The organism is Bacillus sp. FSL R5-0512, assembly GCF_038593295.1.
GTDB lineage: Bacteria > Bacillota > Bacilli > Bacillales > Bacillaceae > Bacillus > Bacillus safensis.
The window spans coordinates 1,306,543-1,330,946 of sequence record NZ_CP151982.1 but is presented as its reverse complement, the minus strand read 5'-3'; the positions used below and the strand labels follow the sequence as shown (position 1 = coordinate 1,330,946).

Annotated in this window: 28 protein-coding genes and 1 pseudogene; 9 read left to right on the top strand and 20 right to left on the bottom strand. The window is 39.8% G+C overall.

What is annotated here, in order from left to right:
- Positions 1–47: 47 nt before the first annotated feature.
- From dapD to fadH, 13 genes are all read right to left on the bottom strand, one after another.
- Complete coding sequence (dapD, locus tag NSQ25_RS06765) at positions 48–758, bottom strand: 2,3,4,5-tetrahydropyridine-2,6-dicarboxylate N-acetyltransferase (protein WP_008347987.1); 711 nt, start codon at positions 756–758, stop codon at positions 48–50.
- 109 nt (positions 759–867) lie between these two features.
- The gene (locus tag NSQ25_RS06760) at positions 868–1,326 is read right to left on the bottom strand and encodes a flavodoxin (RefSeq protein WP_024424724.1); all 459 of its coding nucleotides are present in this window, start codon (positions 1,324–1,326) and stop codon (positions 868–870) included.
- 16 nt (positions 1,327–1,342) lie between these two features.
- On the bottom strand, positions 1,343–2,236 hold the full coding sequence (locus tag NSQ25_RS06755) for a hypothetical protein (protein WP_046312215.1): 894 nt from the start codon (positions 2,234–2,236) through the stop codon (positions 1,343–1,345).
- Complete coding sequence (locus tag NSQ25_RS06750) at positions 2,226–2,702, bottom strand: flavodoxin (RefSeq protein ID WP_024426866.1); 477 nt, start codon at positions 2,700–2,702, stop codon at positions 2,226–2,228. Before NSQ25_RS06750 ends, NSQ25_RS06755 begins: the two co-directional genes overlap by 11 nt.
- Before the next feature lie 185 nt (positions 2,703–2,887).
- Positions 2,888–3,310 carry a DUF4275 family protein gene (locus NSQ25_RS06745; protein WP_326136490.1) on the bottom strand — a complete coding sequence of 141 codons (423 nt, stop codon included), beginning with the start codon at positions 3,308–3,310 and terminating at the stop codon, positions 2,888–2,890.
- Positions 3,311–3,397: 87 nt separating this feature from the next.
- Entirely contained in the window at positions 3,398–4,279 is an 882-nt protein-coding gene (locus NSQ25_RS06740; RefSeq protein ID WP_120207134.1) for a LysR family transcriptional regulator, read from the bottom strand.
- Positions 4,280–4,374: 95 nt separating this feature from the next.
- Positions 4,375–4,818 (bottom strand): cyclic-di-AMP-binding protein CbpB, encoded by a 444-nt coding sequence (cbpB, locus tag NSQ25_RS06735; RefSeq protein ID WP_034281593.1) that lies wholly within the window; start codon positions 4,816–4,818, stop codon positions 4,375–4,377.
- A gap of 146 nt (positions 4,819–4,964) precedes the next feature.
- Positions 4,965–5,156, bottom strand: coding sequence for an antirepressor AbbA (gene abbA / locus NSQ25_RS06730; RefSeq protein ID WP_003210802.1), 192 nt, complete (start codon positions 5,154–5,156; stop codon positions 4,965–4,967).
- Between the two features lie 149 nt (positions 5,157–5,305).
- On the bottom strand, positions 5,306–5,821 hold the full coding sequence (locus NSQ25_RS06725) for a ribonuclease H-like YkuK family protein (protein ID WP_024426864.1): 516 nt from the start codon (positions 5,819–5,821) through the stop codon (positions 5,306–5,308).
- A gap of 146 nt (positions 5,822–5,967) precedes the next feature.
- A complete protein-coding gene (locus tag NSQ25_RS06720) occupies positions 5,968–6,210 on the bottom strand; it encodes a DUF1797 family protein (protein WP_003212254.1) in 243 nt (80 codons plus the stop codon).
- 184 nt (positions 6,211–6,394) lie between these two features.
- Positions 6,395–7,291 carry a manganese catalase family protein gene (locus NSQ25_RS06715; protein WP_034281589.1) on the bottom strand — a complete coding sequence of 299 codons (897 nt, stop codon included), beginning with the start codon at positions 7,289–7,291 and terminating at the stop codon, positions 6,395–6,397.
- A 426-nt stretch (positions 7,292–7,717) separates the two neighbouring features.
- Positions 7,718–8,938, bottom strand: coding sequence for an EAL-associated domain-containing protein (locus NSQ25_RS06710; RefSeq protein ID WP_034281946.1), 1,221 nt, complete (start codon positions 8,936–8,938; stop codon positions 7,718–7,720).
- Between the two features lie 64 nt (positions 8,939–9,002).
- Positions 9,003–9,767 carry a 2,4-dienoyl-CoA reductase gene (gene fadH, locus NSQ25_RS06705; RefSeq protein WP_251232159.1) on the bottom strand — a complete coding sequence of 255 codons (765 nt, stop codon included), beginning with the start codon at positions 9,765–9,767 and terminating at the stop codon, positions 9,003–9,005.
- 138 nt (positions 9,768–9,905) lie between these two features.
- Here fadH and NSQ25_RS06700 point away from each other — a divergent pair, with 138 nt between their 5' ends.
- The 4 genes from NSQ25_RS06700 to NSQ25_RS06685 all read left to right on the top strand — a co-directional run bounded on the left by NSQ25_RS06700 (position 9,906) and on the right by NSQ25_RS06685 (position 13,243).
- Positions 9,906–10,763 carry a metallophosphoesterase gene (locus tag NSQ25_RS06700; RefSeq protein WP_326136491.1) on the top strand — a complete coding sequence of 286 codons (858 nt, stop codon included), beginning with the start codon at positions 9,906–9,908 and terminating at the stop codon, positions 10,761–10,763.
- 156 nt (positions 10,764–10,919) lie between these two features.
- Positions 10,920–11,417 carry a L,D-transpeptidase family protein gene (locus NSQ25_RS06695; protein WP_326136492.1) on the top strand — a complete coding sequence of 166 codons (498 nt, stop codon included), beginning with the start codon at positions 10,920–10,922 and terminating at the stop codon, positions 11,415–11,417.
- Positions 11,418–11,490: 73 nt separating this feature from the next.
- Positions 11,491–12,768, top strand: a complete 1,278-nt coding sequence (locus NSQ25_RS06690) for an MFS transporter (protein WP_034281582.1) — start codon at positions 11,491–11,493, stop codon at positions 12,766–12,768.
- A gap of 259 nt (positions 12,769–13,027) precedes the next feature.
- Positions 13,028–13,243 (top strand): hypothetical protein, encoded by a 216-nt coding sequence (locus NSQ25_RS06685; RefSeq protein ID WP_024424712.1) that lies wholly within the window; start codon positions 13,028–13,030, stop codon positions 13,241–13,243.
- 136 nt (positions 13,244–13,379) lie between these two features.
- Here NSQ25_RS06685 and NSQ25_RS06680 read toward each other — a convergent pair whose 3' ends face one another.
- On the bottom strand, positions 13,380–14,291 hold the full coding sequence (locus NSQ25_RS06680) for an EamA family transporter (protein ID WP_326136493.1): 912 nt from the start codon (positions 14,289–14,291) through the stop codon (positions 13,380–13,382).
- A gap of 113 nt (positions 14,292–14,404) precedes the next feature.
- Between NSQ25_RS06680 and NSQ25_RS06675 the strand changes: the two genes are divergently transcribed.
- Positions 14,405–15,322, top strand: a complete 918-nt coding sequence (locus NSQ25_RS06675) for an AraC family transcriptional regulator (RefSeq protein ID WP_305933630.1) — start codon at positions 14,405–14,407, stop codon at positions 15,320–15,322.
- 126 nt (positions 15,323–15,448) lie between these two features.
- Here NSQ25_RS06675 and NSQ25_RS06670 read toward each other — a convergent pair whose 3' ends face one another.
- Positions 15,449–15,625 (bottom strand): hypothetical protein, encoded by a 177-nt coding sequence (locus tag NSQ25_RS06670; protein ID WP_169737552.1) that lies wholly within the window; start codon positions 15,623–15,625, stop codon positions 15,449–15,451.
- 177 nt (positions 15,626–15,802) lie between these two features.
- Between NSQ25_RS06670 and NSQ25_RS06665 the strand changes: the two are divergent.
- Together NSQ25_RS06665 and NSQ25_RS06660 are read left to right on the top strand one after the other, a co-directional pair.
- A pseudogene (locus NSQ25_RS06665) lies at positions 15,803–15,973 on the top strand (site-specific integrase); the annotation flags it as partial.
- A 163-nt stretch (positions 15,974–16,136) separates the two neighbouring features.
- Complete coding sequence (locus NSQ25_RS06660; RefSeq protein ID WP_008356877.1) at positions 16,137–16,598, top strand: YkyB family protein; 462 nt, start codon at positions 16,137–16,139, stop codon at positions 16,596–16,598.
- 36 nt (positions 16,599–16,634) lie between these two features.
- Here the strand turns inward: NSQ25_RS06660 and NSQ25_RS06655 are convergent, their stop codons facing one another.
- The 3 genes from NSQ25_RS06655 to NSQ25_RS06645 form a co-directional block, all read right to left on the bottom strand.
- Positions 16,635–17,543 carry a chemotaxis protein gene (locus NSQ25_RS06655; RefSeq protein WP_024424709.1) on the bottom strand — a complete coding sequence of 303 codons (909 nt, stop codon included), beginning with the start codon at positions 17,541–17,543 and terminating at the stop codon, positions 16,635–16,637.
- Between the two features lie 73 nt (positions 17,544–17,616).
- Positions 17,617–18,927 (bottom strand): MFS transporter, encoded by a 1,311-nt coding sequence (locus tag NSQ25_RS06650; protein WP_034281575.1) that lies wholly within the window; start codon positions 18,925–18,927, stop codon positions 17,617–17,619.
- A 124-nt stretch (positions 18,928–19,051) separates the two neighbouring features.
- On the bottom strand, positions 19,052–19,591 hold the full coding sequence (locus tag NSQ25_RS06645) for an RDD family protein (protein WP_081124325.1): 540 nt from the start codon (positions 19,589–19,591) through the stop codon (positions 19,052–19,054).
- Between the two features lie 302 nt (positions 19,592–19,893).
- Here NSQ25_RS06645 and NSQ25_RS06640 point away from each other — a divergent pair, with 302 nt between their 5' ends.
- Positions 19,894–20,046 (top strand): hypothetical protein, encoded by a 153-nt coding sequence (locus NSQ25_RS06640; RefSeq protein WP_162842519.1) that lies wholly within the window; start codon positions 19,894–19,896, stop codon positions 20,044–20,046.
- 64 nt (positions 20,047–20,110) lie between these two features.
- Here NSQ25_RS06640 and NSQ25_RS06635 read toward each other — a convergent pair whose 3' ends face one another.
- On the bottom strand, positions 20,111–20,995 hold the full coding sequence (locus NSQ25_RS06635) for a cation diffusion facilitator family transporter (protein ID WP_326136494.1): 885 nt from the start codon (positions 20,993–20,995) through the stop codon (positions 20,111–20,113).
- A 293-nt stretch (positions 20,996–21,288) separates the two neighbouring features.
- Between NSQ25_RS06635 and NSQ25_RS06630 the strand changes: the two genes are divergently transcribed.
- Positions 21,289–22,458, top strand: coding sequence for an aminotransferase A (locus NSQ25_RS06630; protein WP_326136496.1), 1,170 nt, complete (start codon positions 21,289–21,291; stop codon positions 22,456–22,458).
- Positions 22,459–22,483: 25 nt separating this feature from the next.
- On the opposite strand, the gene NSQ25_RS06625 is transcribed toward NSQ25_RS06630, so the two are convergent.
- Entirely contained in the window at positions 22,484–24,313 is a 1,830-nt protein-coding gene (locus NSQ25_RS06625; protein WP_326136498.1) for a PAS domain-containing protein, read from the bottom strand.
- Positions 24,314–24,404 lie beyond the last annotated feature (91 nt).

Here is a 24,404-nt window from a genome sequence, read left to right as displayed (position 1 = left end):
CGTGGATATCTCATCCACGTCTTTGTCTTCAGCTGCGAATTATATAATTAAAGCTGACGCAGTTCTTGTTTGATTTCAGTCTTACCTTTTGTTTTCTCATCAATGTCTTTGATTTTCTTAGCAGGTGTACCTGCTACAACTGTGTAAGGCTCTACATCGTTTACAACGATCGCACCAGCAGCTACTACTGCACCTTTACCAATTGTCACGCCTTCTAGAACAACAGCGTTCGCACCGATGACAACGTCATCTTCTACAACAACTGGTTTAGCAGACGGCGGCTCAATGACACCTGCAAGAACAGATCCAGCACCGATATGACAGTTCTTACCTACTGTCGCACGGCCGCCAAGCACCACGTTCATGTCAATCATCGTACCTTCGCCAATCACAGAACCGATATTAATAGAAGCACCCATCATAATGACTGCATTATCACCGATTTCAACTTGGTCACGAATGATTGCCCCTGGCTCAATACGGGCTTTAATGTTTTTCAAATCTAACATCGGAATTGCAGAGTTGCGGCGGTCATTTTCCACGACAACATCTTCAATTTTATCTTTGTTAGATGCTAGCGCTTCTTGAATTTCGCTCCACTCACCGAAAACAACTCCAGTGTTTCCTGTGATGAATGTTTTTGCATGTTCACCAAACTCAATACCTTCTAAGTCTCCTTTGATATAGACTTTGACAGGTGTTGATTTTGTACTATTTTGAATAAATGAAATAATTTCATTAGCGTCCATTTGTTTCATGTATGTATGTCCTCCTCTTAATTTATACTTCATTACTGTACCAAAGGAGTGTTTTAATGACAAGTGTTAGAGTCATCTCCGCAATGGAAAATAAAACAAGCGGGACCGATTATCCCGCTTCTTGCTGGTGAAGCTGAACAAATTGTCTGCCAAAAGAAATTAATTCGTCTTCTTCCTCCCCTTCTGGATTGAGCTCAATCTTAACTGAAGGCAGGACAATGTCACCGCCAAGCTCCTTCACTTTTTCTTCAATTAGGTCGACAGCTCCGCAAAAATGTTCGTAAGATGTATCGCCAGAACCAAATACTGCAAATGCTTTTCCCGTTAAATCAAGCTCTTCCATTTCTTCATATAAATCAATAAAATCATCCGGAAGATCGCCATCTCCCCATGTATACGCACCTAACATAATGTGCGAGTAATCATTGAGCAGCTCAGCATCAATATCCATCGCTTCATGCCGGTCTACGCTGGCTCCTGCTTCCGTTATACCTTTTTCAATTAAATCTGCCATCGCTTCTGTATTTCCAGACATCGTGGCATATACCAATAAAACCTTTTCTGTCACTTTTTCTTCCTCCTTATCAATGAATCAATGCAGGCTCCTCATATGGCCTGACAAACTTACTTTCATATAAACCCGCACAGAAAAAGTTTTCGTTTTGATTGGCTACACGAAAACCATGTCCTTTGATCGTATCAAACCATTTGAGCTCTTTTTGCTCAATATCAAGCTGATACACTTTAGAAAATCCGTGTTCGTCTTGTGAGGTGGTCACATACACAATGCCATTATCCTCTGACACATCCAAAAATGATTCTTCTCTAGCAAAGGCCTGTGATTGAATATCATGCAGAATATTTGTATGTAAATCTAAAATTTGAACAGATCCTTTTTTGCCTTTTTTTGAACCTAACGCACAAACAAGAAGATGTTCATGACAGAGCAGCATAGAAGCTGTCATGCGGTGCTCCTCTCTGTTTAGAAGAAAAATCTGTTCACTTTGCAAGTCATACACCCATATTCCTCCGTGAACCTCATGAATCTGTGTTCCAATATAAAGATGGTCACCTGCAGCACATAAAGAACGAATGACCGGCGGATGATTCACATGAGCAAATGGCTTCATAATTTCCCAGGAAATTCCGAAATCATTTGACACATAGATACTATGTTTTCCATGCGCACATACAAACCCATCTTTGCGTCCTGTAATAGACCAAACGACTGCATTTGTTGGGAATGAAGACAACGCCCATGTACTGCCTTCATCTCCTGATCTAATTACTGTGCCATTTTCACCAACACCGAATAAATAAGGGCCAATATAGCTGATCGCATGGATTTTATGCTTGAGCTTAAACAGCTGCTGCCATCCGCTTTCCACATTATAGTGAAAAATACCTTCACGTTTTACAGCAACAAAGTATCCACCGTTTTTAGATGCTGCAACGGCTGTTGCTCCTTTATGAAACATGATTTTCAACTCGTTTCTCAGACAAAGCAGCCCACGTTAAAAAGCTCGCTGCAAATTCCTGACAGCACGCCACATCTTCATCTGTATCCGGTGCAAGCTCCATTTTTAATGTTTCAGGAAAAACGGATGCACCCGTTGATTTCAGCATGTCATGGAATGTATGGACAGCCTCACAAAACTTCGGATAGCTGTAATCACCCGATCCAAAGACAGCTGCTTTGATGTGGCTAAGTTCAAGAGTAGAGACCTCTTCATAAAAATCCTCTGCTTCATAAGGCAAATCTCCATCACCCCATGTATAAGAACCAATGAATACGTAATCGTATGAGGAAAGGTCTTCTGCATTCGTATCATCAAATTCCATCATTTCTGTATCGATCCCTTTTCCTTCAAGTGTTTGCTTTAAGATTGCTGCCATATCTTCCGTATTTCCAGACATACTCGCAAATGCAATTAGTGCTTTCATCTATCGGTCACCTCATCTAAATGATAATCATTTTCAATTATTATATGTACACTTTAAATGATAATGATTTTCATTGTCAAATGTTTTTATGAAAAGACATTGATCAAGATCAGCATAACCAATAAAAAAACCCGCTCATTCCAATTGGAAGACAGGTTTTTTATTTCGAAATGATCAAGGCTTGATCATTCGCTCGTTTCATCTATTTGAATAAAATATGGACCATAGTCCGTTTCATGCGTCATCACAAATGTCCATTTTTCATTCCAATCCATCACATACATATCGTTATAATCCATATCATCAGATTGATATGGTAAATCATTAATTGAAAGTGAGCTGGCATTTTCGAACAGATACGCCTCGTTCACAAATTGATAAAAAACAGTACATTTGTACTTTGGTTGTTTAAGAAATGCGTCAATCGCTTCATCTTTTTCAAGGCATGTAACCATTCCTGAGCTGCATAAATGCCATAGAAAGTCATCTATTGCCACCTCTTTTTGTTCCTTGATTGACAGATGACGAGCAAAACGTTCACGCCATCTCGCGCGTAAATCATTTCCCCATTTCGGTTTGTTGATTTTGATCAACTGTTTGTTTCTCATTTGGTGAAATCGCTCCTCAAATTGTGTATGAAGTCGAAGGACTACACTTATCCTAAAAAAGGCACCTTCTTTCTTCCAAGAAGGTACTTACACCGCATCATTTTCAAGCATTTCTTTAACCACACCGACAAAAGCTTGCACCTGTTTTAGCTGAAAAGACGCTTCATAGCCTAGCAGCCATGTGTCACGGCCGATTTGCTCTCCATTCACATCAACAAGCGGTGTTTTATAAACACTTTTTTCGTGATCATATAATGTAACAGAAGGCAAAATGGCGTAGCCGATGCCGTGGTAGGCCATTTGTTTACATGTTTCAATTTGGTCCACGAGAATCGTCTGCTTTGGAGACACTTTAAATTTTTGGTGCCACCAGTGCTGGATTTCCTGATAATATGTGCTGTCGCTTTTAAATTGGATAAATGGCCGCTCCGTCTTGATTAATTCATCTACGTCCTTGATCACGGAATCGACTAAATATAAATGATCTGTCATCAAGTATTCCTTTGTCCCCTTCCAATCAGGGTTGCCGCGAATGATCCCAATGTGCACATGGTCCTCATACAAGCTTTTGAGCATTTCACTGCTCCAGCCGGTCACGAGTGACACCTTGGCATTTGGGTATTTTTCGACATACCGCTTTAACACTTTCGGCAGCCAGTGCTGTCCAATAATGGATGCAACCGCAAGCTTTAGTGTACCGTGAATTTCCCCTTCAAGTTCATCGATTCGTTCTCTCACTCGATCCTGCTCAACCGTTACTTCTTTTGCAAATTGAATAATCTGTTCTCCTGCCGAAGTCACGGTGAGCCCTTTCTGAGAACGAAAAAAGATTTTGGTTCCCCATTCCTTTTCAATCGTCTGCAATCTTTGAGATAAAGCAGGCTGAGAGACAAAGAGCCGCTCTGAAGCCTTTCTCATATTCAATTCTTCACTTAGCACAACAAGCATATGTAACTCCTGAAGCTGCATGGGCGTCCCCTTTCTCTCTATAAGTTTTTCTTATTCTATATGCTCATTATATAAATTTTAACTTATGAAGGCAAAAAAATAAGCTGGGCTGCAGCTCATTTTTTCGCGGAATGAATGACCTCATTTAAGCGCTTTAATACAACACGTCGTGTAAAAATGCCCTCAAAGACCTGCTCCTCATTTTCTACACAAACAAATCCATTATTCGTCACAGCGTGAACGCCTTTTAGTACAGGATCTGTTGTTTTAAGTCTCGGAATATCCGTCAGCATGACCTCTTCAACCTTCAACTGGTCCAGCTTCTCGAATTCGATACGTTCTAAACCGAAGATTTTATCCATAATCATATTCGTTCCAATTAACCCGTGTAAATGATAAGAAGCGTCTAATACCGGTATGGCTGTATATCCTGTTTTTGTTAGAACCAATAGGGCATGCTCAAGATTATTTCCAATTTGAACATGTGCCACCTTATCTGCATCAATCATATGCTCGGCTACTGTTGACTCAAGCAATTGAGTCGGTTCTATCTCTATCATGTTTCTTCGACCCCTTTTCTCTCAATCATCAATCATACATTCCCCTTTACCATTAAGCATAAACTAAAACGAAATTTGTCGAAAGATTTTTTCTGCATAAAAAAGATACTCAGCCCCCGAGTATCTAATAGAATGTTAAATCAATATTAATTCTCAAACCTTACTCTGTCATACAATGTGATCAATTGCTTATACGTATTGTCGTCGACATTTTTTGTTCCACATTCTATATCATTGATCTCACTGCTTAGTAATTCGACAGCATATTCCTGATTCAGCAATACGTTTAATAATAGCTTTTTCTCTTCTTCATTAAAACGATTTTCGATGACGCTCATTCAACATCAGGCCCCCTGTTTCATATATGCTTTTATATTGATTAGCAGGCTTTTGAATGTCTGCTTCCTCTCTATACAGCTAGAATAAGGAACTAGAATCGAATCGTCAACCGCACGTTTCGACAAGGTTTGGAGAAAAATGACGGAATTTATTTTGTGTATCGATTGGCATAGCAAAATGCTGCATATGAGTCGGGTTTTATTTTTGCTTCAATTCCCATAGCTGTGATCATTCCGGTCATTTCCTGAATCAGCTCTTTCGTACTTCCTTTTTTGCCAATATCCAGATGGGCTTCAAAACGAAGGTCTGCCCCTTCCTCAGCAAACGGAAGAAGCAAATCCATCAGTTCTGTTAAAGGCCCCTCAAGGATGTCTGCACATACCTTTTGGCTAAACGCTGTCTCTAATGAAATTTTTTCTCTAAGACTTTGCACGGGTCTCTCGATCACTTGTTGTGTGAGACAACCCCAAGCTCCTTTGCCAATCCGGTGGAGATGAATTGCAGTCATAAATGTTGTGACATTTTGATTGACCTGAGAGTCCGTACCAATTGATAACACATAGGCGGATCTAGGGTCTTTTCGAATAAAGTCTTTCATTCTCATGACGACATCAGAAAACGCTAAATGATCTTCAGAAAGATTGTAGAAAAAAGAATCACTCACAGAAAGGAACTCCTTTTTAATGGTCTCTTATCCGAAAAATGCGCTGATTGATCATCTTCCATTTGTACATCTCATCTATGATGATCCATGTATGCTGCCGCAATAAACGAAGGAATCCTCAGAAAAAACATTTCATACGATTCAGCTTAGGATTGTAGAAGCTCAAAAATCTCAATCGAAATCATATCAATGTTGTCAAATGGGAAAGTATTTGGCTTATCCCCTTGTTGAAAAACAGTCAATTCAAACGTTTGATTCTTTTCGAAATACTTAACACTACAGATTTTCTCACCGTTCACTTCGAAATAACGCTGTGCCGGCTCGTTTGCAGCTTCTGCTGTCTCTTGAAGACTTTGCAGCCTTGTAATGATACCCATTAATTGTGACATTCTAAAAAAAGACTCCTTTCAAAAAAACAACTCAAGATGAACCCGTATTGATTATACACAAGTCCTACAAAGCATCATACCATAAAGTGTTCTCAGATGATATTTTTCCTCTTGAATTCAAAAAAAGAAAAAGAATCTGTTTTTTTAGTTTGAGTCTTTTTTCTCATCTCATGCACCATGATTTTTATAAACCGGCAGATCTCATCAGCCGTTTCGCAATTTCATCAAAATCTTCTTTAGAAATCCCCGGAGCAAACTCTTCTGGCAATTCTCTATAATCTGGCACAGGTGCTCCTTGCGGGGTGCCCTCAATGACTGTCAGCGGCTTTCCATCAATCGGGTGGCTGCCTTTCCAAATTTTATTGATATCCTTGTAATCCGTATCACTAAATGTGTACAGCTTTGTATGAACATTCTGGTCTTCAAATTTCCTCGCTGAATCAAAGTATTTGTTGTCGAGATTTGGGATTGGCAGCATTTTCCCTAAATCTACTCCTGTAGCGACTTCAAGTGCCTTTGCATATGCCACAATATGCACGCCGCCCCTGACAAGTAAATAACCGATCATCTCTCTTGCTGTAGGATGGTCTGTCATTTCATATACACGCATTTTGTGCGTACGAGCTCCGCATTCAAGAAAGAAATTATGGAGGAGATCAAGAATGAGGTTGCCACTTGAGAACACATTCTCTCCGGTCCAAGGTTTTGCCATTGAATCAAACGGATAGCCTGTTTGGGCTGTTTGAATAAAATGCTGTGTATTTCGTTTATCGACAGCTGCCTTCATCGGCGTCGTATCTGGATCCCCGCCATGGGTGGTTCCTGTAATCATGAGATTGATGGCTGTGGTTACTAGCTCGACATGACCGAATTCTTCAGCCGTAATACTGGATACGAGGTCATAAAACGGTTTGAGTTTTCGTTTTCCTCTAAAGTTAAAGGATTGAAACATGTAATTATTTAATGTGGACATTTCACCGAATTTCCCGCCGAGTAATTCTTGCACAGCAGCGGCACCATTTGCATCTGGGTGATCTGGTCTTGGCAAATCAATGAGCAGCCGCATGTCACGTTTGATCATGATGTTTCCCTCCTACCGTCTAACTATCATCACTTAAGATGTATGGAGAGTTTGGGCTGTCCTATGCATGAAGGGAAAGATTGAAGCACAAAAAAAACTTGGCGGGGGTAGCGCCAAGTTTTTTGGATCTTGATCTGATAGAGGGGTTGGGGAACAGAGAGTAGCTTCTCTCTATAACTAAATGATAATGATTATCAGTTTCATTGTCAACCATTTTTTATTTCTTTTTTCTATCAAAAAAAGCAGCCTGCGAGGCTGCTCAGATTGAGACAAAAGGCTAAAATGCCTTTTGTTTATATTTCAGCGTGATAGAAAACCTTTGAAGTCTAGGAAGGACGAGTACCGGAGCGGAGCGAATTGTACATTCGTGAGCACTGGCACATAGGACTGACAACGAATGCGAGGGTTTGTCTTCACTCCGCGTCTTCAAATTAATCCATCTTGCTCATATAAATAAGCATACGGAAGGTCTATAAACAAATACATATCACCCTCTAAAGGATAAGAAAACGTACGTATCCTCTCACCGGTTTCTAAATCACTGTAAATATCGCTGAAAAATCCTTTTCCGCTAATTCTCATTTGAAGAATATTTTCTAGGAAATAAGGACGCCAGCTCCAGTTTTTTTCTATATACTCCGGCTGAAACAGCCATTCTTCTTCTTTTTTAAACACATTTCCAGTGATTTGAAAGCCTTCTTCATTACACATATAAATCCGGAAGCTGCAATCTGTTAGTTCAAGTGCCAGTTTTTGAATGAGCTCATCATTTGTGCTGCACGATTTCTTTAAAGTCGTAACAGCTAGATGAATTCGTTTATAGAATGTTTCAGAATGTTCGTAGACAGCTTGCAGCTTCTTTTTCTCATGGGCAATAAATTGCTGGAATTCTTCTCTAAGCTGATCTTTTCGGTGGCTTCGGTCGATTAATTCTCCTGCAGGCTCATGAAGATAGAACCCTTGAAAATATCTCCCGCCATTTCTCCAAGCATACTGCAGCTGGAAATTTGCTTCAATATCCTCATAAATTAAGGCAGCTCCTATTTTTCTTGCAAGCAATGAAATGCTGTACAAGACATATTCATAGGAAGGAGATGGAGCCGATGCCTTTAATGCCTGTAAATCTATTTTTAATAAATCAGGTGAAAGCAAGGCAATCCGGTCCAGATTACTGCTTTCTTTTCCTATATTTGAGACGGCGATTTTAATCCCATATGTACGATAATACGTTAACGTATGGTATAGCTGTTCAATGTCGCCGCTAAACGTATGCTCTGCAAACTCAATAACAAACCGGTTAAGCTGAATGCCCCTTGCTTCATATTCCTTTAAAAGTTCTAAAAAGCTTTCACCATGATCCAGCATGAGGATATTGGCATCATGATTAATAAAAATGAGCAAATCGTCATCTGCAGTTGTGAAGAGATCAAGTGCTTGAGTCAATACTTTGTGATCTACTTCCAATTTATATTCGTCAGGAATAGATGAATCCGTAAAGAAGGAGCCTAGGCTGACCGTTTCTGACTCAAGCTTCATTCTTCCTAGAATCTCATAGCCTATCACTTTTTGCTCTTCCGCACTGAATATTGCTTGATAGTGCGGGAAAACATCTTCAATATTCGTTAAAATATCCAATGGATCGACCATTTTCATCACCTGCTTCTCTCTTTGTGTGATTATACCACATCAAAAGCAGGTCTTACATCGTCAATCAAAATGGTGATTGGTTGAGCCATTGTCCCCCATCCATCGTGATACAATCTCCATTTATATAAGACGCATGCTCAGACAATAAAAAGCTCGCAAGCGCTGCAATTTCCTCAGGTGTTCCCAGTCTGCCAAGAGGAACACTATCTAATGTTCTTTGCGCTGCCTCTTCAGATTCCCATAGTTTATCTGCACCGCCTGTTCTCTCAATTGGACCTGGTGCGATCGCATTGACGCGAATGCGATATTGCTTCCCCCATTCCACAGCAAGCGTTCGAGTGAGAGACAACACACCTGCCTTTGCTGCCGCCGAATGCGCCACGCCTACACCAGCACCCCATGCATAGGTGGCCACCATGTTAATCATACTTCCCCTTTTCTTTTGACGAATCCAGTAATTCCCCACTGCATGGCTGCAAAAAAATGTACCATTTAACACAATATCAATGACAGCCTTCCAGCCGTTAGGAGACAGTTTTTCTGCTGGCACTAAAAAATTTCCTGCTGCGTTGTTAATGAGGGCATCGACATCACCAAATGTATCCACTGCAAACTTGACCATATGGTCAGCATCCTCCGGGTTTCGTACATCCATTTGGAAATAAGCGACCGATCCGCCCTTCTGCTTCATTTCTTTTGCCGTCTTTTCCAGCGTCTCTTCCGTTCTACCAGTAATCACGACATTCCAGCCTTCAGCTGCCAAATGAGCAGCCATCGCCTTCCCCATACCGCTTGATCCCCCTGTGACAATCACTGTTTGTTTCGTCATTTGTTCTCCCCCTCTGTGTCATTTGAATGACTATTCATTCATTATTGTCTATCATATCATGATTGACCCTCGGTGCACCATATGGGAGATTTTCCAAATATGATGCTATACTTAATTTTATTTATAAAGGAGTCTTATATGAAGCAGCTTTCCCGCAGACAATTTTTAAAAGGAGCAGCTGGTGCGAGTATTCTCGGTTTTTTGGCTGCAAGTTGTGGATATGGATATGCCAGGTACATTGAGCCGCGCATGATCGATACCGTGTCACTGACCATTCAAGATGCTCAGCTTCCAGCTTCATTTGACCAGTTTAAAATAGCCCAATTTAGTGACGTTCATTTGAGTGATACATTCCCTGCGAAGGATCTACAAACCATCGTCCAGAAAATCAATGCTGCATCTCCAGATCTCATTGTGTTCACAGGTGATCTCGTTGATTTTCAAGCATCCTCTGAAGAGCATGAAAAAGCGAAGGCTTATTTGAATAAGCTTCATGCTCCGTTCGGTAAGCTTGCCATCTACGGAAATCATGACTACGGACCATTTGGCGTGGAGCTCTATGAGAAAACAATGGAGGCTTGTGGATTTACTTTATGTAAAAATGATGTGTTTCTATTAGAAAAAGATCATGCGCATATTCAGATTGCTTCACTGGATGATCTCATGATGAGCGTGCCTGATTACGATTTGATCAAACAGGAAGTATCATCTGATTTATTTACGTTACTGCTCGTCCATGAGCCTGATGCCGCTTTAGAGCTGAAAACCACACCTATTAACTTGCAGCTTTCCGGGCATACGCATGGCGGTCAAGTGCAGCTGCCTTTCTATGGACCGGTTCTCACAGCACCTTACGGCCGTACATATGTAGAAGGTTTATACGGCATCGATCAGCACCGCATCTATGTCAACCGTGGACTTGGAACAACGCGGCTGCCGCTTCGGTTTTTAGCCAAACCCGAGTTAACCTTTTTTACCTTGACATCTCGCGTATAAATAGAAGCCAAACCGCCCTCTCCTGCATATGTATAATCAAAGTTCTTTTTCATGACAAATGTTAGGAGAAACCTTACTGGGCCTGATTCCGTCCATATAGTATGTCAAGTGACGGCATCATGGCTTCTTTTATTTGAGTAAAAGGAGTGTGCTTTGGTGCTTCGATACACGGTGAAAAGTGGAGAATCCCTTGCTTCTATAGCACTTGATTTTCGAACTACAACAAATGCCTTAAAGGCTGCAAATCCGTCACTTCAAGCTCGCGAGCCCGAACAAAATGAGGTCATTATCATTCCTGGTTTGCCGGATCCTAATACGATCCCTTACCGCATTTTTGTTTCGATTTCAACGAAACGTCTCGTTTTGTTTTCTGGATCACAGCTTATTCGTTCGTATCCGATTGCAACAGGGAAAATTTTAAATATGACACCGACAGGTTCTTATTATATTGTCAACAGACAGCCAAACCCAGGAGGTCCCTTTGGCGCTTATTGGCTGAGCCTCTCAAAAATTCATTACGGCATTCACGGTACGAATAACCCGTCTTCAATTGGTAAAGCTGTTTCTAGAGGATGCATTCGCATGTATAATCAGAATGTCATCGAGCTTGCTTCACTCGTTCCAAATGGAACACCTGTGACCATTAGCCAGTAGATGAAATCAATTGTACGAATGGTTAAAATTTTATATGATATAAAGTGGGATCTTCAGGTTAAGGAGCGTATTTATGGATATTTTTAAAAACAGAAATTTTGTTCGTCTCTTTTTTGCAGCACTTGCTTCGCAAATGGGGACAACAGTAGGCAATATGGCGTTTGCCTTTTATTTGCTCGACCATTTTAGTCATCAGCCCGCATACGCCACATTGGCTGAGCTCATGTATTCTCTTCCTACCGTCTTTGTCTTTTTTATGGTCGGTGTAGTCGCAGACCGTTTTGATCGTAAAAAAGTCGCAGAGAATTGTGATTGGATACGAGCTGGGCTGACGATTGTATTATTCATCGTTATTTATTTTAATTCACTGCCACTTATTTTCTTGATCTTGTTTATTCGAAGTGCCATTACGAAATTCTTCTATCCAGCTGAAGCTTCTCTCGTTCAGGCCATTTTAAATAAAGATCAATATGCAAAAGCCGCTGGCTTAAATCAAATGCTGTTTAGTTTATTTATGGTATTTGGCGTTGGTATTGGTGCCATTATGTATAAAACGATTGGACTTCACGGTGCCATTACAATTGATTTAGTCAGCTTTATTATTTCAGGCATCCTGATTCGTTCATGTAACATTCCAATTGAAGCGCGCCAGCCAAATGGACAAGCTGGCTGGAGAGGCATGACCATCAAAACGTCTCTGAAAGATTTTAAAGAAGGCATTCTGTATATTTTAAAAAACAAATTATTGGCTTCTTTAATTTTTGGCTTTTTTGTTTTCGGTCTTGTCAATGGCGCATTTGCCGTTCTTCCGATGTTTACAATGAAATATGGACTTTCACCGGACCATTTTGAACTGCATACATCCTTCTTTACCATTGCGATTGGTGCAGGTCTGCTCGTTGGAAGCTTAATGGGCTCTGTCCTCGCTAAAAAGGTAAAGATGCAATATCTCATGTCGATTCCAATTCTGGTCGCAGGTATTTTGATTTTTGTCCTTGGCTCTACCCATACATTATGGTTGTTTTATGTCACATCATTTGTCATTGGTACATGCATTGGCCCAGTCAACATTGTCATTGGCGGCTGGCTGCCTAGAATCGTCCACCCTCGCCTGATGGGCCGTGTGTCAGGATGGGTTGATCCGCTCACTATGTTTGCTCAATCGATGACATTAGGTCTGATTGCTGTATTATTTCCAAAACTCATTACAAATGTTTCTTATATTTATTACGGAATGGGCTTTATTATTTTACTCGTCTTCCTTTTTTACTTCATTACACTGCCAAAGTTCAGCAGAGAAGCTGCCGACTTAGACGTGCAGCGTGAACTAAAGGGTCAGGGAGTTCAATAAGTAAATAGCAAAAAGGACTTTCTTTTCAGGAAAGTCCTTTTTGCATGGCTGAAACATCCTTCATGTCATTTCCTCTGCCCATAGAATCTGTTTGAAGCATGCATAAATAAATCACATATACCTCGCTTTACTAACGCCTCCATCCTTTTAGCACCTCTCGTTTTGTTTTGTTGATCCATTTTTTCTTGTTTTTCACAATAAAATTCCTTTACATCATTAAACGTTTTATAGTAGGATAGTCAGGTTGGAGGTGAAGGAAATGCTAAAAAGTTACTATTTTATTCATACAAAGAATGAACAGGGACAGTTTGTTGTACATACAGAAGATTGTGCATTTTTAGGTGATGCTGCAAGCCGTACATTGATTGGCATGCATATGAATGGGGAAAGCGCCATGGGTGAAGCCAAACAAATGACGAATGAAACTGACTTTAATGGTTGTTTTTATTGCGCTTATTCTATTCATACAAAATAATTCATCTGCTTACATCATATAAAAAAATATCATTTGAGAAACTACCCATTTTAATAAATAGGTAGTTATCATGAACTAATAGTTCACTTTATTTATATTTCATTCAGTCAATTCTTCTTATCATTCCTTCTATTGTTCAACACCCCTCCCCCTCATTTTTCGGCTGATACAATGCCAAGAATAAAATCATATAGACAATACAAGCTGTCCCTATCCATTGGAAAAGTCCGAATGGCTCTTTTAACCAGAAAACAGTCGTAACGACTGCTGCAAGGGGCTCAACACTTCCAATTAAGCTCGACTCTTTTGGTGATAAGTATTGCAAACTTTCTATGTAAAACCAAAAAGCGATCATCGTTCCAAATATGACCACAAATAATAAATAGACATACGCTTCAAAAGGTAAATGAGTGAGATTAACCTTCCATGGGGGATGGATCAAGCTAAGGGCGCCTCCTCCTATCAGCATTGCCCAGCCGACAATCACTAGAGAGTCGAATTGTTTTAACAGGTTAATTGGATATAACGTATAAAACGAGAGCGCCACAGCCGATAATATTCCCCAAATCACTGCCGCAAATGGAACGGTTAATGTTGAAATAGAACCATTCGTCAATAAGAAAAACATACCCGCTAAAGCCAATACCACTGTGACCAGATCTCTTCTAGTGAAGGTTGATTGCCTGCGAATGACCAAATACACGATAATCATAACAGGGGCAGTATACTGCAGCAGCGTTGCCACAGCAGCATTTCCATGTTGAATGGATGCCATATACGTATATTGAACAGACAGCATCCCCATTAGCCCAAATAGAAGGATTTGTATCGCTGTCCTCTTCTTTTGCCACACACCCATCAGATGTGTTTTTTCTTTTGTCATCACATGAACAAATAAAAGCAATCCCCCTGAGATGAGCAGCCGGACCGTCACAAGCCAATCGACATCAATCCCATATTGCTGAAACAATTTTTGTGAAATCGTTCCTCCTACACCCCAGCAGATGGCGCCTATGAGTACAAGTAAAATGCCCTTTCTCCTATTCATTTTCATTCTCCTCAATTCTCAACAAATCATGATAATATAGTTGATAGTAGTTCAATTTGTTACATATTGATATATGAATTGAACATAAAAATAAAAGAATATTGAGGAGAATCATGCACAACCATCATTTTCTGATTGACTACAACCTGAAAGAATTAACGGAGCATTCCACGACAACATGGCCTATTGCTCTTTATCATACGAAAATTCGTCATCATAGAAGCGGCTATATTCCTCTTCACTGGCATGACGAGTTTCAATTTGTCTTTATTTTAGAGGGTGAGGCTGAATTTCATATTAATGAAGAGACATTATATGTAAAGCAAGGAGATGGCATTTTCATCAATAGTGGCTGCCTGCACATGGTAAAAGATGCGAATGGGACGGCATGTACTTATGTTTGTTTAAATGTCTCTCCCTCTTTCATCACAGCGAATGAATTATTCACCACTTTTGTCCATCCTTATATGCATGCGAGCCAGACACCTTATATTTTACTCAACCGAAAAGATCACTGGCCAAAGCAGATTTATCAATGTATTCAAACCATTCAACAATTAATTGATGAAACTCCAGTCTATTATGAACTTGAACTCAATATTCAGCTCATCACCATTTGGAAAAGCTTATTACAAAATGGCTTCCAAATGAAACATGATGCGCGTAAACACGATAAAAATGAACGGATGAAACACATGCTGAATTGGATTCATCAGCATTATCATGAAAAGATCCTTCTCCAAGATATCGCTCGTGCAGGTCAGCTTAGCCGCTCAGAATGCTGCAGATCCTTCAAAGACATTTTAAAGAAATCACCTATGCATTATGTAAATGAATATAGAATTCAGCAAAGCCTCATCCTGCTCCAAGAAACGGATCTCAATATCACAGAAATCGCCTACCAAGTAGGTTTCAACAGCACAAGCTATTTTATCAATTTGTTTAAAAGAATAAAAAATACGACACCTTTAGCATATAGAAAATTAAAACAGACTGATTCTCTTCAGATTAAACGGGTAGAAGAAAACTGATGACAGATAGTGTGTTTGCTAAAATGAAGAGGGTGTTTAAACCCATCATAAATAACTATTGAAAATACAAGCAATGAGAATGGCTTAAATTTCAATGCCCTCGACGAATGCAGACTAGGGCATTTTTTATTGCTGTTTTTGTTCTTTTAGTTTCTTGAAAATCACAAATTGATAAACTCCAAATAATACGGTTAGGATCATAATTGCTGTAAATAATTGATCGACTGGAAGCAAGAAATATACGACAATAAAAGATAAAAGCAAAACAAAATAACCTATATTGAACGCTTTTTTGAATGTCATGATATTACCTCCTTTTTACAATCATATCACGTTTTAACTAACCGAATAACCAAGTTTATCCAGTTAAAGCCCCTATCCATTTATGGACAAAAGCTTTACTTGTTTTAACGCTTTTCGAGACTGTTCCTCTAACATCTCCTTTATGCTGTCAATCTAATCTAAAAATTTACCGTTCACAGTTTACGACATACTCATGCGACTATACTGATAAGCAAAAGAATACCAGTCAAATTCATAGCTGATCGTCTTGGGAACAACCCTCAAATGATTAATGATATATATAGCCATACCTTTGAAGAATTAGAAATAGAATCAGTTGAAGTTTTTGCAGAGGCTATGAATTTATAATTTGGGGGATGTTTGGGGGGATTCTAAAACACAAAATTTTCAACCCTCCCTAATCCCTTTATACCAAAGGTTTTCTTTTTACAATAACTCTATTTGCAATTTACTAATAAAAACGTATAATTTATACTAAGCACAGGAAGACGAAAGACAAAGGAGAGAAAAAATGGACGATTATGCTCATACTAAAGACATAGAACCTACAGCAGAAAACATCGCAAAAGCCATTTATACTGTTAACCGCCATGCTAAAACCGCACCAAACCCCAAGTTTCTTTATCTTTTGAAAAAACGCGCGCTGCAAAAACTATTGCAAGAAGGTAAAGGAAGAAAAGTGGGCCTACATTTCTCTAACAATCCCAAGTATAGTCAACAACAGTCCGACGTGCTGATTGAAATTGGAGATTATTATTTTCACCTGCCACCAACGAAAGAAGACTTCGAATTTTTGCCACACTTAGGAAATTTAAATCAATCATATCGCAATCCGAAAGCGAATATGTCATTAAACCGAGCAAAGCAAATACTTCAAACGTATGTCGGTTTAAAAGAAAAACCTGCCGCCACAAAACAAAAATCACATTACACAAAGCCCGTCTTCAAACGTCTCGGGGAAAGTTATTTTTAAACAACAAAAAACCACTCATACCGAGTGGTTTTTTGTTTAGATAATAAAATGATCGACTTTTTCAATCAGCTGATGAATTTCTGGTTTACTGATTTGATCATCTGCCCCGATCGTTTCCCCTTTATGACGCAAATCTTCAGTGATTAACGAAGAGAAAATAAGAATCGGAATGGAATTTGTTAAAGGATTGTCCTTCAGCAGTTTTGTTAGCCGGTGGCCATCCATTTTAGGCATTTCAATATCCGTAATAATCATATCAATTTCTTCTGTGACACTGATTCCTTTGCTGACAAGGTCCATGACATGATCATATGCCTGTTTGCCATCTTCAAAGGTCACAATGTTTTTATAGCCTGCTTCGGTTAATTCATTTGTTAATAAACGCATGAGAAGCGGAGAATCTTCAACGACATACAGCTTCTTCCCTGTTCTTCTCTCGTCTTTCTCACCGTCAAACATATGATACGTATCAACACCAGAAGCGGATTCAATATCATAAATGATTTTTTCGTAATCTGGAAGGAAAATCATTTTTTCATCAAGCTTAATGATGCCCGTTAAATGACGGTCCATCCCTTGATTGAGTGCAGTCGGCTTCTCAATCTCTTCCCAGCTGACGCGGTGAATTTGTGATACCGTTCCTGTATGGAACACAAATTTCCGTTGGTTGAATTCAGTCACAATATATTTCTCTTGTTCTGACTGATCTGACTCGACATTAAAAAAGGAAAATAGATTGATGACTGGTAAAATCTCGCCTCGTAAACTAATCATCCCTTCTACATCTTGGTGAGAGTGCGGTACAACCGTCACCTCAACCGGCTGAATGATTTCTCTTACTTTCATGACGTTAATGCCGAATTGATTTGCACCAATTTCAAACTTCACAATTTCCAATTCATTGGTACCAGAGTCAAGTAAAATTTCTTGTTTGTTTAAAGCCACGGAAATCCCTCTATTCTTCAATATAAGATTGTACTTTTTATATCGGCAGCATAGGTAAAAAGTTGACGTTTCTTTACGCTTTCTCTCGAACGAATTGATGAATCACAAGTCCTATCGCTGCAAGGATGAGCAAAGACCCTAGTGCAAGGCGGCTTGCGAGATTTCCGTGCTCTGCAAACAGCAGGGTAACTGAGCCATAAATGATCGGCCCGATAATGGAAGATACCTTCCCTGAGAATGCAAAGAGGCCAAAAAACTGTCCCCTTTTTTCCTTCGGTGTCAGTTCAATAATCAAGATTCGTGATGCCCCCCAGCTTGCGCCAAGTGAAATCCCGAATAAACTGCCCGCTATCCAGAAGACCCATTCGGTTGCCGCTGTCACAGCCAGAATCAGCGCCACAATCAAAATGACATACACAACTGTAATCGATCGCTTTGCCCCTATCGCTTTTGTGATATATCCAAACAGAAAGGAGCCAATGATACTTGAAATGGTCGACACAAGATAGAGCAAAATAAATTGCCCAGCGGTAAAGCCAATGATGATTTTGGCATAAACAGCCATCATCGCAATCGCTGTTTGTAAAGCATCATTCATAAAAAAGAAAGCAATCATAAAGATAAAAGCTGGCTTGTACTTTTTCATCTCTTTAAACGTGTGAATAATCTCTTTATACCCGCTGAAAAAAGACGCCTTTTTCTCTCGCTGAGGCAGCGGATGAGGATCTTTTACAAAAAAGAGAAAGGGTAGAAAAAAGAGAAGGAATAAAAGAGCTGTCGGAATAAATGCTTCATGAAACTGGTCATTGCCGACAAGTAAATAAACAGAGAGGCCGACAAGTGTTCCTAAATAGCCAACGGCGATACCAAATCCTGAAATAAGCGGGATTTCTTCCTTTGTCCCAAGATCGGGCAAAATGGTGTCATAGAAAACAAGACTAGAATGATAAAAAAACTTTGCGATCACAAACAAGGTGACCACGACCAATAAAGAAACAGGCAGCCCAAACCATTCACTTGAGAAATCAATCCCAGCAAAAATCCCCATCAAAAGCGTACAAGCAATACATATGAACGTAAACACCGTAATGTAGCGTTTCTTTTTTCCTGTACGATCAATCAGCACTCCGTATAAAGGTGTAAAAATGACGAGAAAAAAGCTGGCTAGTGCGTTTGCATAAGAAATAAAGGTGCTGGCGATCTGGTCCATTCTCGCACTGTCCCCGATCGTTTCCTGTAAGTAAAACGGGAAGAAAATGGTGATCATGTTTGATGAAAAGATCGTATTTGCAAAATCATACAACGCCCAGGCTAACACAGGTGCTGTCAAAAACAGCCCAAAGCCTGCCCCTTTTTTCTGTGCGGTTTTTTTTCCTGTTCTCAATCGATTGTCTCCCTTCCCTGCCTCATTTTCACTATCATTCTATTTTATGTGCTGTTTCCCTCATCCATACAAGCGATCTATGAAAAAAAGCACCTCTTACCATATAGCAGAGGTGCTTTTTTCATTATTTCTTCACAACAATGGTACTTGCAATCAAATCGTGAAGTGCTTGTTTTTTTTCTGTGAAAAAAGCAATGATATAGCCAATATATAAGATCGGAGACAAAAAGCCTTTTGCAAAGAAGCGGCCAGTTGCACGTCCGAATGTGACCTTTTCGCCTGTGACTTTTGTTACTTTGATACCGAGAGCCATCTTTCCAAGTGTTCCTTGCAATTTTGATGATTCCATGATGGTGTAATAAAGCCATGTCACCACGGTACCCATCAAGATTGCCCCTATATAGAAAAAGATCAGTCCCATAATAGCTTCCCATTCCTCATCCGTTATGACGGTTGAAGAATAGTAATAACTGTCGTCATCCATCATCATTGCTGCCTCTGGGCTTGAGATAAAAAAGACTGACGCCAAAATAAACATGATAAATGCAATTGGTACACCGATAATGATACCGTCCAAAAGGTGTGCAAGAAAACGATAGCCTACACCTGCTAGCTCAGGATGCTTCTTTTCTTGAATGTGTGGTTCTGTTATGTTGGTTTCCATCCTATTTCTCCTTTATTATGTATGTTTTCTATAAATTTCTTATAATCATTCGTTATTATATCCTATGAATATAGCAAGATCAATGGAGCTTTACACTTTTACATACATTTTAGATCAGTTTGATCTAAGCGATTTATGTGAATAAATACTGAAAATTTGTGAAAAACATGGCACTTCTAGTTCTTTTACCTCCTGATTTTTTAACATTTTGTGATATTTTCGTCTTGTTTCCATTCTTCTGTTGACAATGATTCTTCAAATGGTACAATAGTCAAGGATTTTTTTAAAGAAAGGTGTTCATGATGGGAACTGTCGTATTATTAAAGAACAACGAAATGACTGTAATTGAAGATATTTGCGAGGCTGATTTTTTAGATATGAAGCATGGTTTGTCAAATGATGACACAGCTTATATCTCTTGGTATGAAGACTACGATACTGCTTATGGATATTGATTTCATTTCATAGATGAAGCGTAAAAAAAGGCGATACAATCTGAGAATAGGTTGATCGCCTTTTTTACGTTTGTGCGCTTCTTTCACTTTCAGGTTCCACATGAATAAAGATTTGTGCATGCGGAAATTCCAGCTGAATCTTCTCTTCAATTCGATCACATAATTGGTGAACATCTTCAATCGTTGTCTTTCCATCTACAATCAAATGAAAATCAATATATTCCTCGGCACCAGACCGCCTTGTTCGAAAGTCATGATATTCAATAAATTCTTGACTAAATCTTTGAATGATCGCTTCGATCGATTGTTCTTCCTCTGGTGTTAACCGAGCATCAACAAGCGGCGGGAAGGCTTCCTTCATGAGTTTAAACGCTTCACGCATAATAAAGAGGGCCAGAACCATTCCAATGATCGGATCTAGGAAATACCAGTCGGTTAATGCCACAAGCAATAAACTAAATGCCACCCCTAATGACGTAAACACATCCGTTAAAAGATGCAGTGCATTTGATTTCATGGCAACTGAATGTACTCGCTCAGCCTCTTTGTTCACAACCCTCGATACAACAAAATTGATGAGCGCGCCTAGCAGCATGACCACAATACCAAGCACAGGCAGCTTGACTGGCTCTGGATGCATTAATTTGTGAACACATTCGTATATAATCCAAATGCCAGCAACGAAAATCAGCAGGGTCTCAATCGTTCCAGAAATATTTTCGACTTTTCCATGTCCATAAGGATGTTTAGAATCTGCTGGCTTTCTTGAAATACGAACAGAAATAAATGCAATAAACGACGCCATTAAATCGAGAAACGAATGAATGGCTTCTGATAAAACCGCAACAGATCCGGTTAAAAGACCCACAATGATTTTTAAGATGACCACAAATGTGTTGCTCAGCACGGATAGGAACGCGATTTTCGATGTCTTCGCTGATTGTTCCATCTATCGTCCTCCTTTAGGAGATCGTATGTCTATGAAAGCCATTCCCATGACCCTGATTCTCATGTTCTTTCAGTTTACGCAGTTTTGCCGTTTTCTAATCATCTTCATCACAGCCTGTATTTTCTCTTGAGGTTACGCTATAATAAATGTTGCTCTTTCTTCAATATATCACTCATGCGGTGATGGATAGGAGAATAGACTACATATAACGATATCCAGTGCCTTTCGCAGGTGACATTTATGCAGTGAATGGTAAAATAGGATAAAAACATAAATTTTTAAGGTGATGAGAAATGGAGCATTTGCTGAATCCAAGAGTAAAGGATATTGAAATTTCAGGCATTCGAACATTTTCAAATCTCGTATCGTCATATGAGGATGTCGTTTCATTGACGATAGGCCAGCCCGATTTTTATACGCCGCATCATGTCAAAACAGCTGCCAAAGCAGCCATTGACGAGAATTTCACCTCATACACTCACAATGCTGGTTTCCTAGAGCTAAGACAAGCGATCCAGCATTATATCAAGAAGAAAGTGAATCTTGATTATAATGCAGAGTCAGAAATCATTGTGACGACAGGTGCAAGTCAAGCAATTGATGCTGCGTTTCGAACCATTTTAACAGAAGGCGATGAGGTCATTTTACCTGGACCTGTATACCCCGGATATGAACCGATCATTCGAATGTGCGGTGCCATGCCCGTACATATTGACACAACGAATGCCGGCTTTAAATTGAATGCCAAGCTGATTGAGGATGCGTTAACGGAAAAGACAAAGTGTGTGGTTCTTCCTTACCCTTCAAACCCGACTGGTGTCACGCTTTCAGAAGAAGAATCGAAAGAAATTGCCCAGCTCCTTGAAGGAAAAGACATCTTTATTTTATCCGATGAAATCTACAGCGAGCTGACATTTGACCGGCCGCATCATTCAATTGCCTCTTTCTTAAAAGAACAGACCATTGTCATCAATGGACTGTCTAAATCTCATAGCATGACTGGATGGAGAATTGGATTTTTATTTACTTCAGCTCCAATTGCTAAACATGTATTAAAAGTACATCAATATAACGTGTCTTGTGCCTCGGCTGTCTCACAAAAGGCGGCACTTGAAGCTGTGACAAATGGTGTGGATGATGCACTGATCATGAGAGAGCAATATAAGAAAAGACTCGATTATGTATATGATCGGCTCATTTCTATGGGGCTTCCGGTAATTAAACCTTCTGGCGCTTTTTATATTTTTCCATCCATTGAATCGTTTGGGATGAGTTCCTTTGATTTTTGCATGGAGCTGTTAGAAAGTACAAGACTTGCGGTCGTACCAGGCTCAGCCTTCTCTCCACTCGGCGAAGGGTACGTGCGCCTGTCTTATGCTTATTCACTTGAAACGCTGAAAGAAGGACTTGACCGGCTAGAACAATTTGTACTTGAAAAACGTTCCATTCATTCGCTAGATTGAAACAACGGCTCTCTTGCCGTTGTTTTTATTTTGCAGGAAACATGATGTGAAATACGGTGCCCTTTTCAGGCTGACTATCCACACGGATCGTCCCGTTATGATTTTCTAAAATATTAAATGTGACCATGAGGCCAAGTCCGGTTCCTTTTTCCTTTGTGGTTAAAAAGGGCTCTCCAATCCGCTTCATTACCGATTCAGGAATGCCAACCCCTTCATCACGAATGGTGACAAGTATTCCATCACCTTCTGCTTTGGCTGTGATGTCTACCTTTCCTCCGTCCGGCATGGATTCTACGGCATTTTTGATTAAATTGATAAACACTTGCTTGAGCTGATTTTGATCCCCGTTCATCAGGAGACCTTCCTCTATCTCACTTGTGTTCATTAAAATGCCATTTAAGTTCGCTTGTGTTTCTAACAAGGCTGTGACTTCGCTGATGATTTTTTTCAAATCAAGCGTCTGCATTGAGGACGTTTGCTGCGGTTTCGCCAGCATTAGCAGCTCACTCAAGATAATTTCTATTCGGCTCAGCTCAGAGAAAACAATCTCGAAGTATTGATCGCGGTCTTTTGTTTTCGGTTTAATGAGCTGTAAAAAGCCTTTGATGGCGGTCAATGGATTTCTGATTTCATGTGCAATGCCAGCCGCCAATTGACCTGCGATCGATAATTTTTCTGAGCGGAGCATGAGCTCTTCTGTCTGTTTACGTTCGGAGATATCTCTTAAAATAATTTGAACCGCTGTTTCTCCAAAAAATGTAGTTGGGATACAGACCATTTCTGTATAAATCAGCTTATGTTTAAACGTATGACAGCTCATCGTGACAATCTCGGAATCTGATGCTCTTTCAATAATACGTGATAAGCTCTTTTTGACCTTTTGCTGATCACAGGAATGGATTTGATGAAAGATATCCTTACCTATTAATTTATCGTAATGCTCGGCTTCAAATAATTTAATGCCTGATTCATTCATAAATACCCACTTGTGATCATGGATGACTGCAATCGTATCAATGGAGTTTTGAATGAGCAGCTGATACCTCTCCCGGCTTTTTTGAAGAACGGTTTGGAATTTTTTACGGGATGAGATGTCCACGAGCAGCAAAAGCTCTGCCCGCTGATTTTGATAAATCGTCGGTGATGACTTTACCTCAATATGAATACTGCTCCCATCTTGACGCTTCCATATTTGTTCAATCATTCCGACTGGAAGGCCTTGCTGCAGCCTTGTTATTCGGCTTCTGACAATGTCATGGTACTCTTCAGCAATAAAATCAAACGCGGACTTGCCGATCATGTCATCTCTTGCACTTACCCCCATTAATTGCAGCATCGCATCATTCGCATACACGATTTTCCCTAATGTCGTAATACATAACGGATTTGGCAGCATGGCAATCAATTGTTCAGCTTCACTGACATTTTGGAAAGCCGGCAGACTGCCTAACGACTGTTCTGCTACTTTTGATGTTGTTTGAAATGCTGCTTTTTGGGGCTCAGTATCCAGCACCCTCATTTTCAGGATCATTTCTCTACTTACTTCGCTATCTAACCCATCACAAGCAACAAAATCAATGCTTGCTTCAATCCATACAGCTGTCAGATCACTTCTTAGCAGTCTAAAGTGGCAAACCTCTAGCATGTGCTGATTGTAAAAATAACTTTCGACGAGAAATTGATCTTCGGCATGAACAAAGTCTTTCAAAAAACACCCTAGTAAATCCTTTTGTTCATAGAGCAAAAGCTGCTTACAGTTGGAAGAAATGTAGAGAAAGCGGCCATTAGAAGAAAGAACGGCATGTAAATCGATGTTCGAATACAATTGATTCGAATCTTTCATTTGTTGTTCCATCGTCGTCCGACCCTCCTTTTCATTTTTTAGGGTTGTCCTTAGATTGATGTATAAAAAAGATTCGCTAGAAAACCCGTATTTTCCTTCTGTC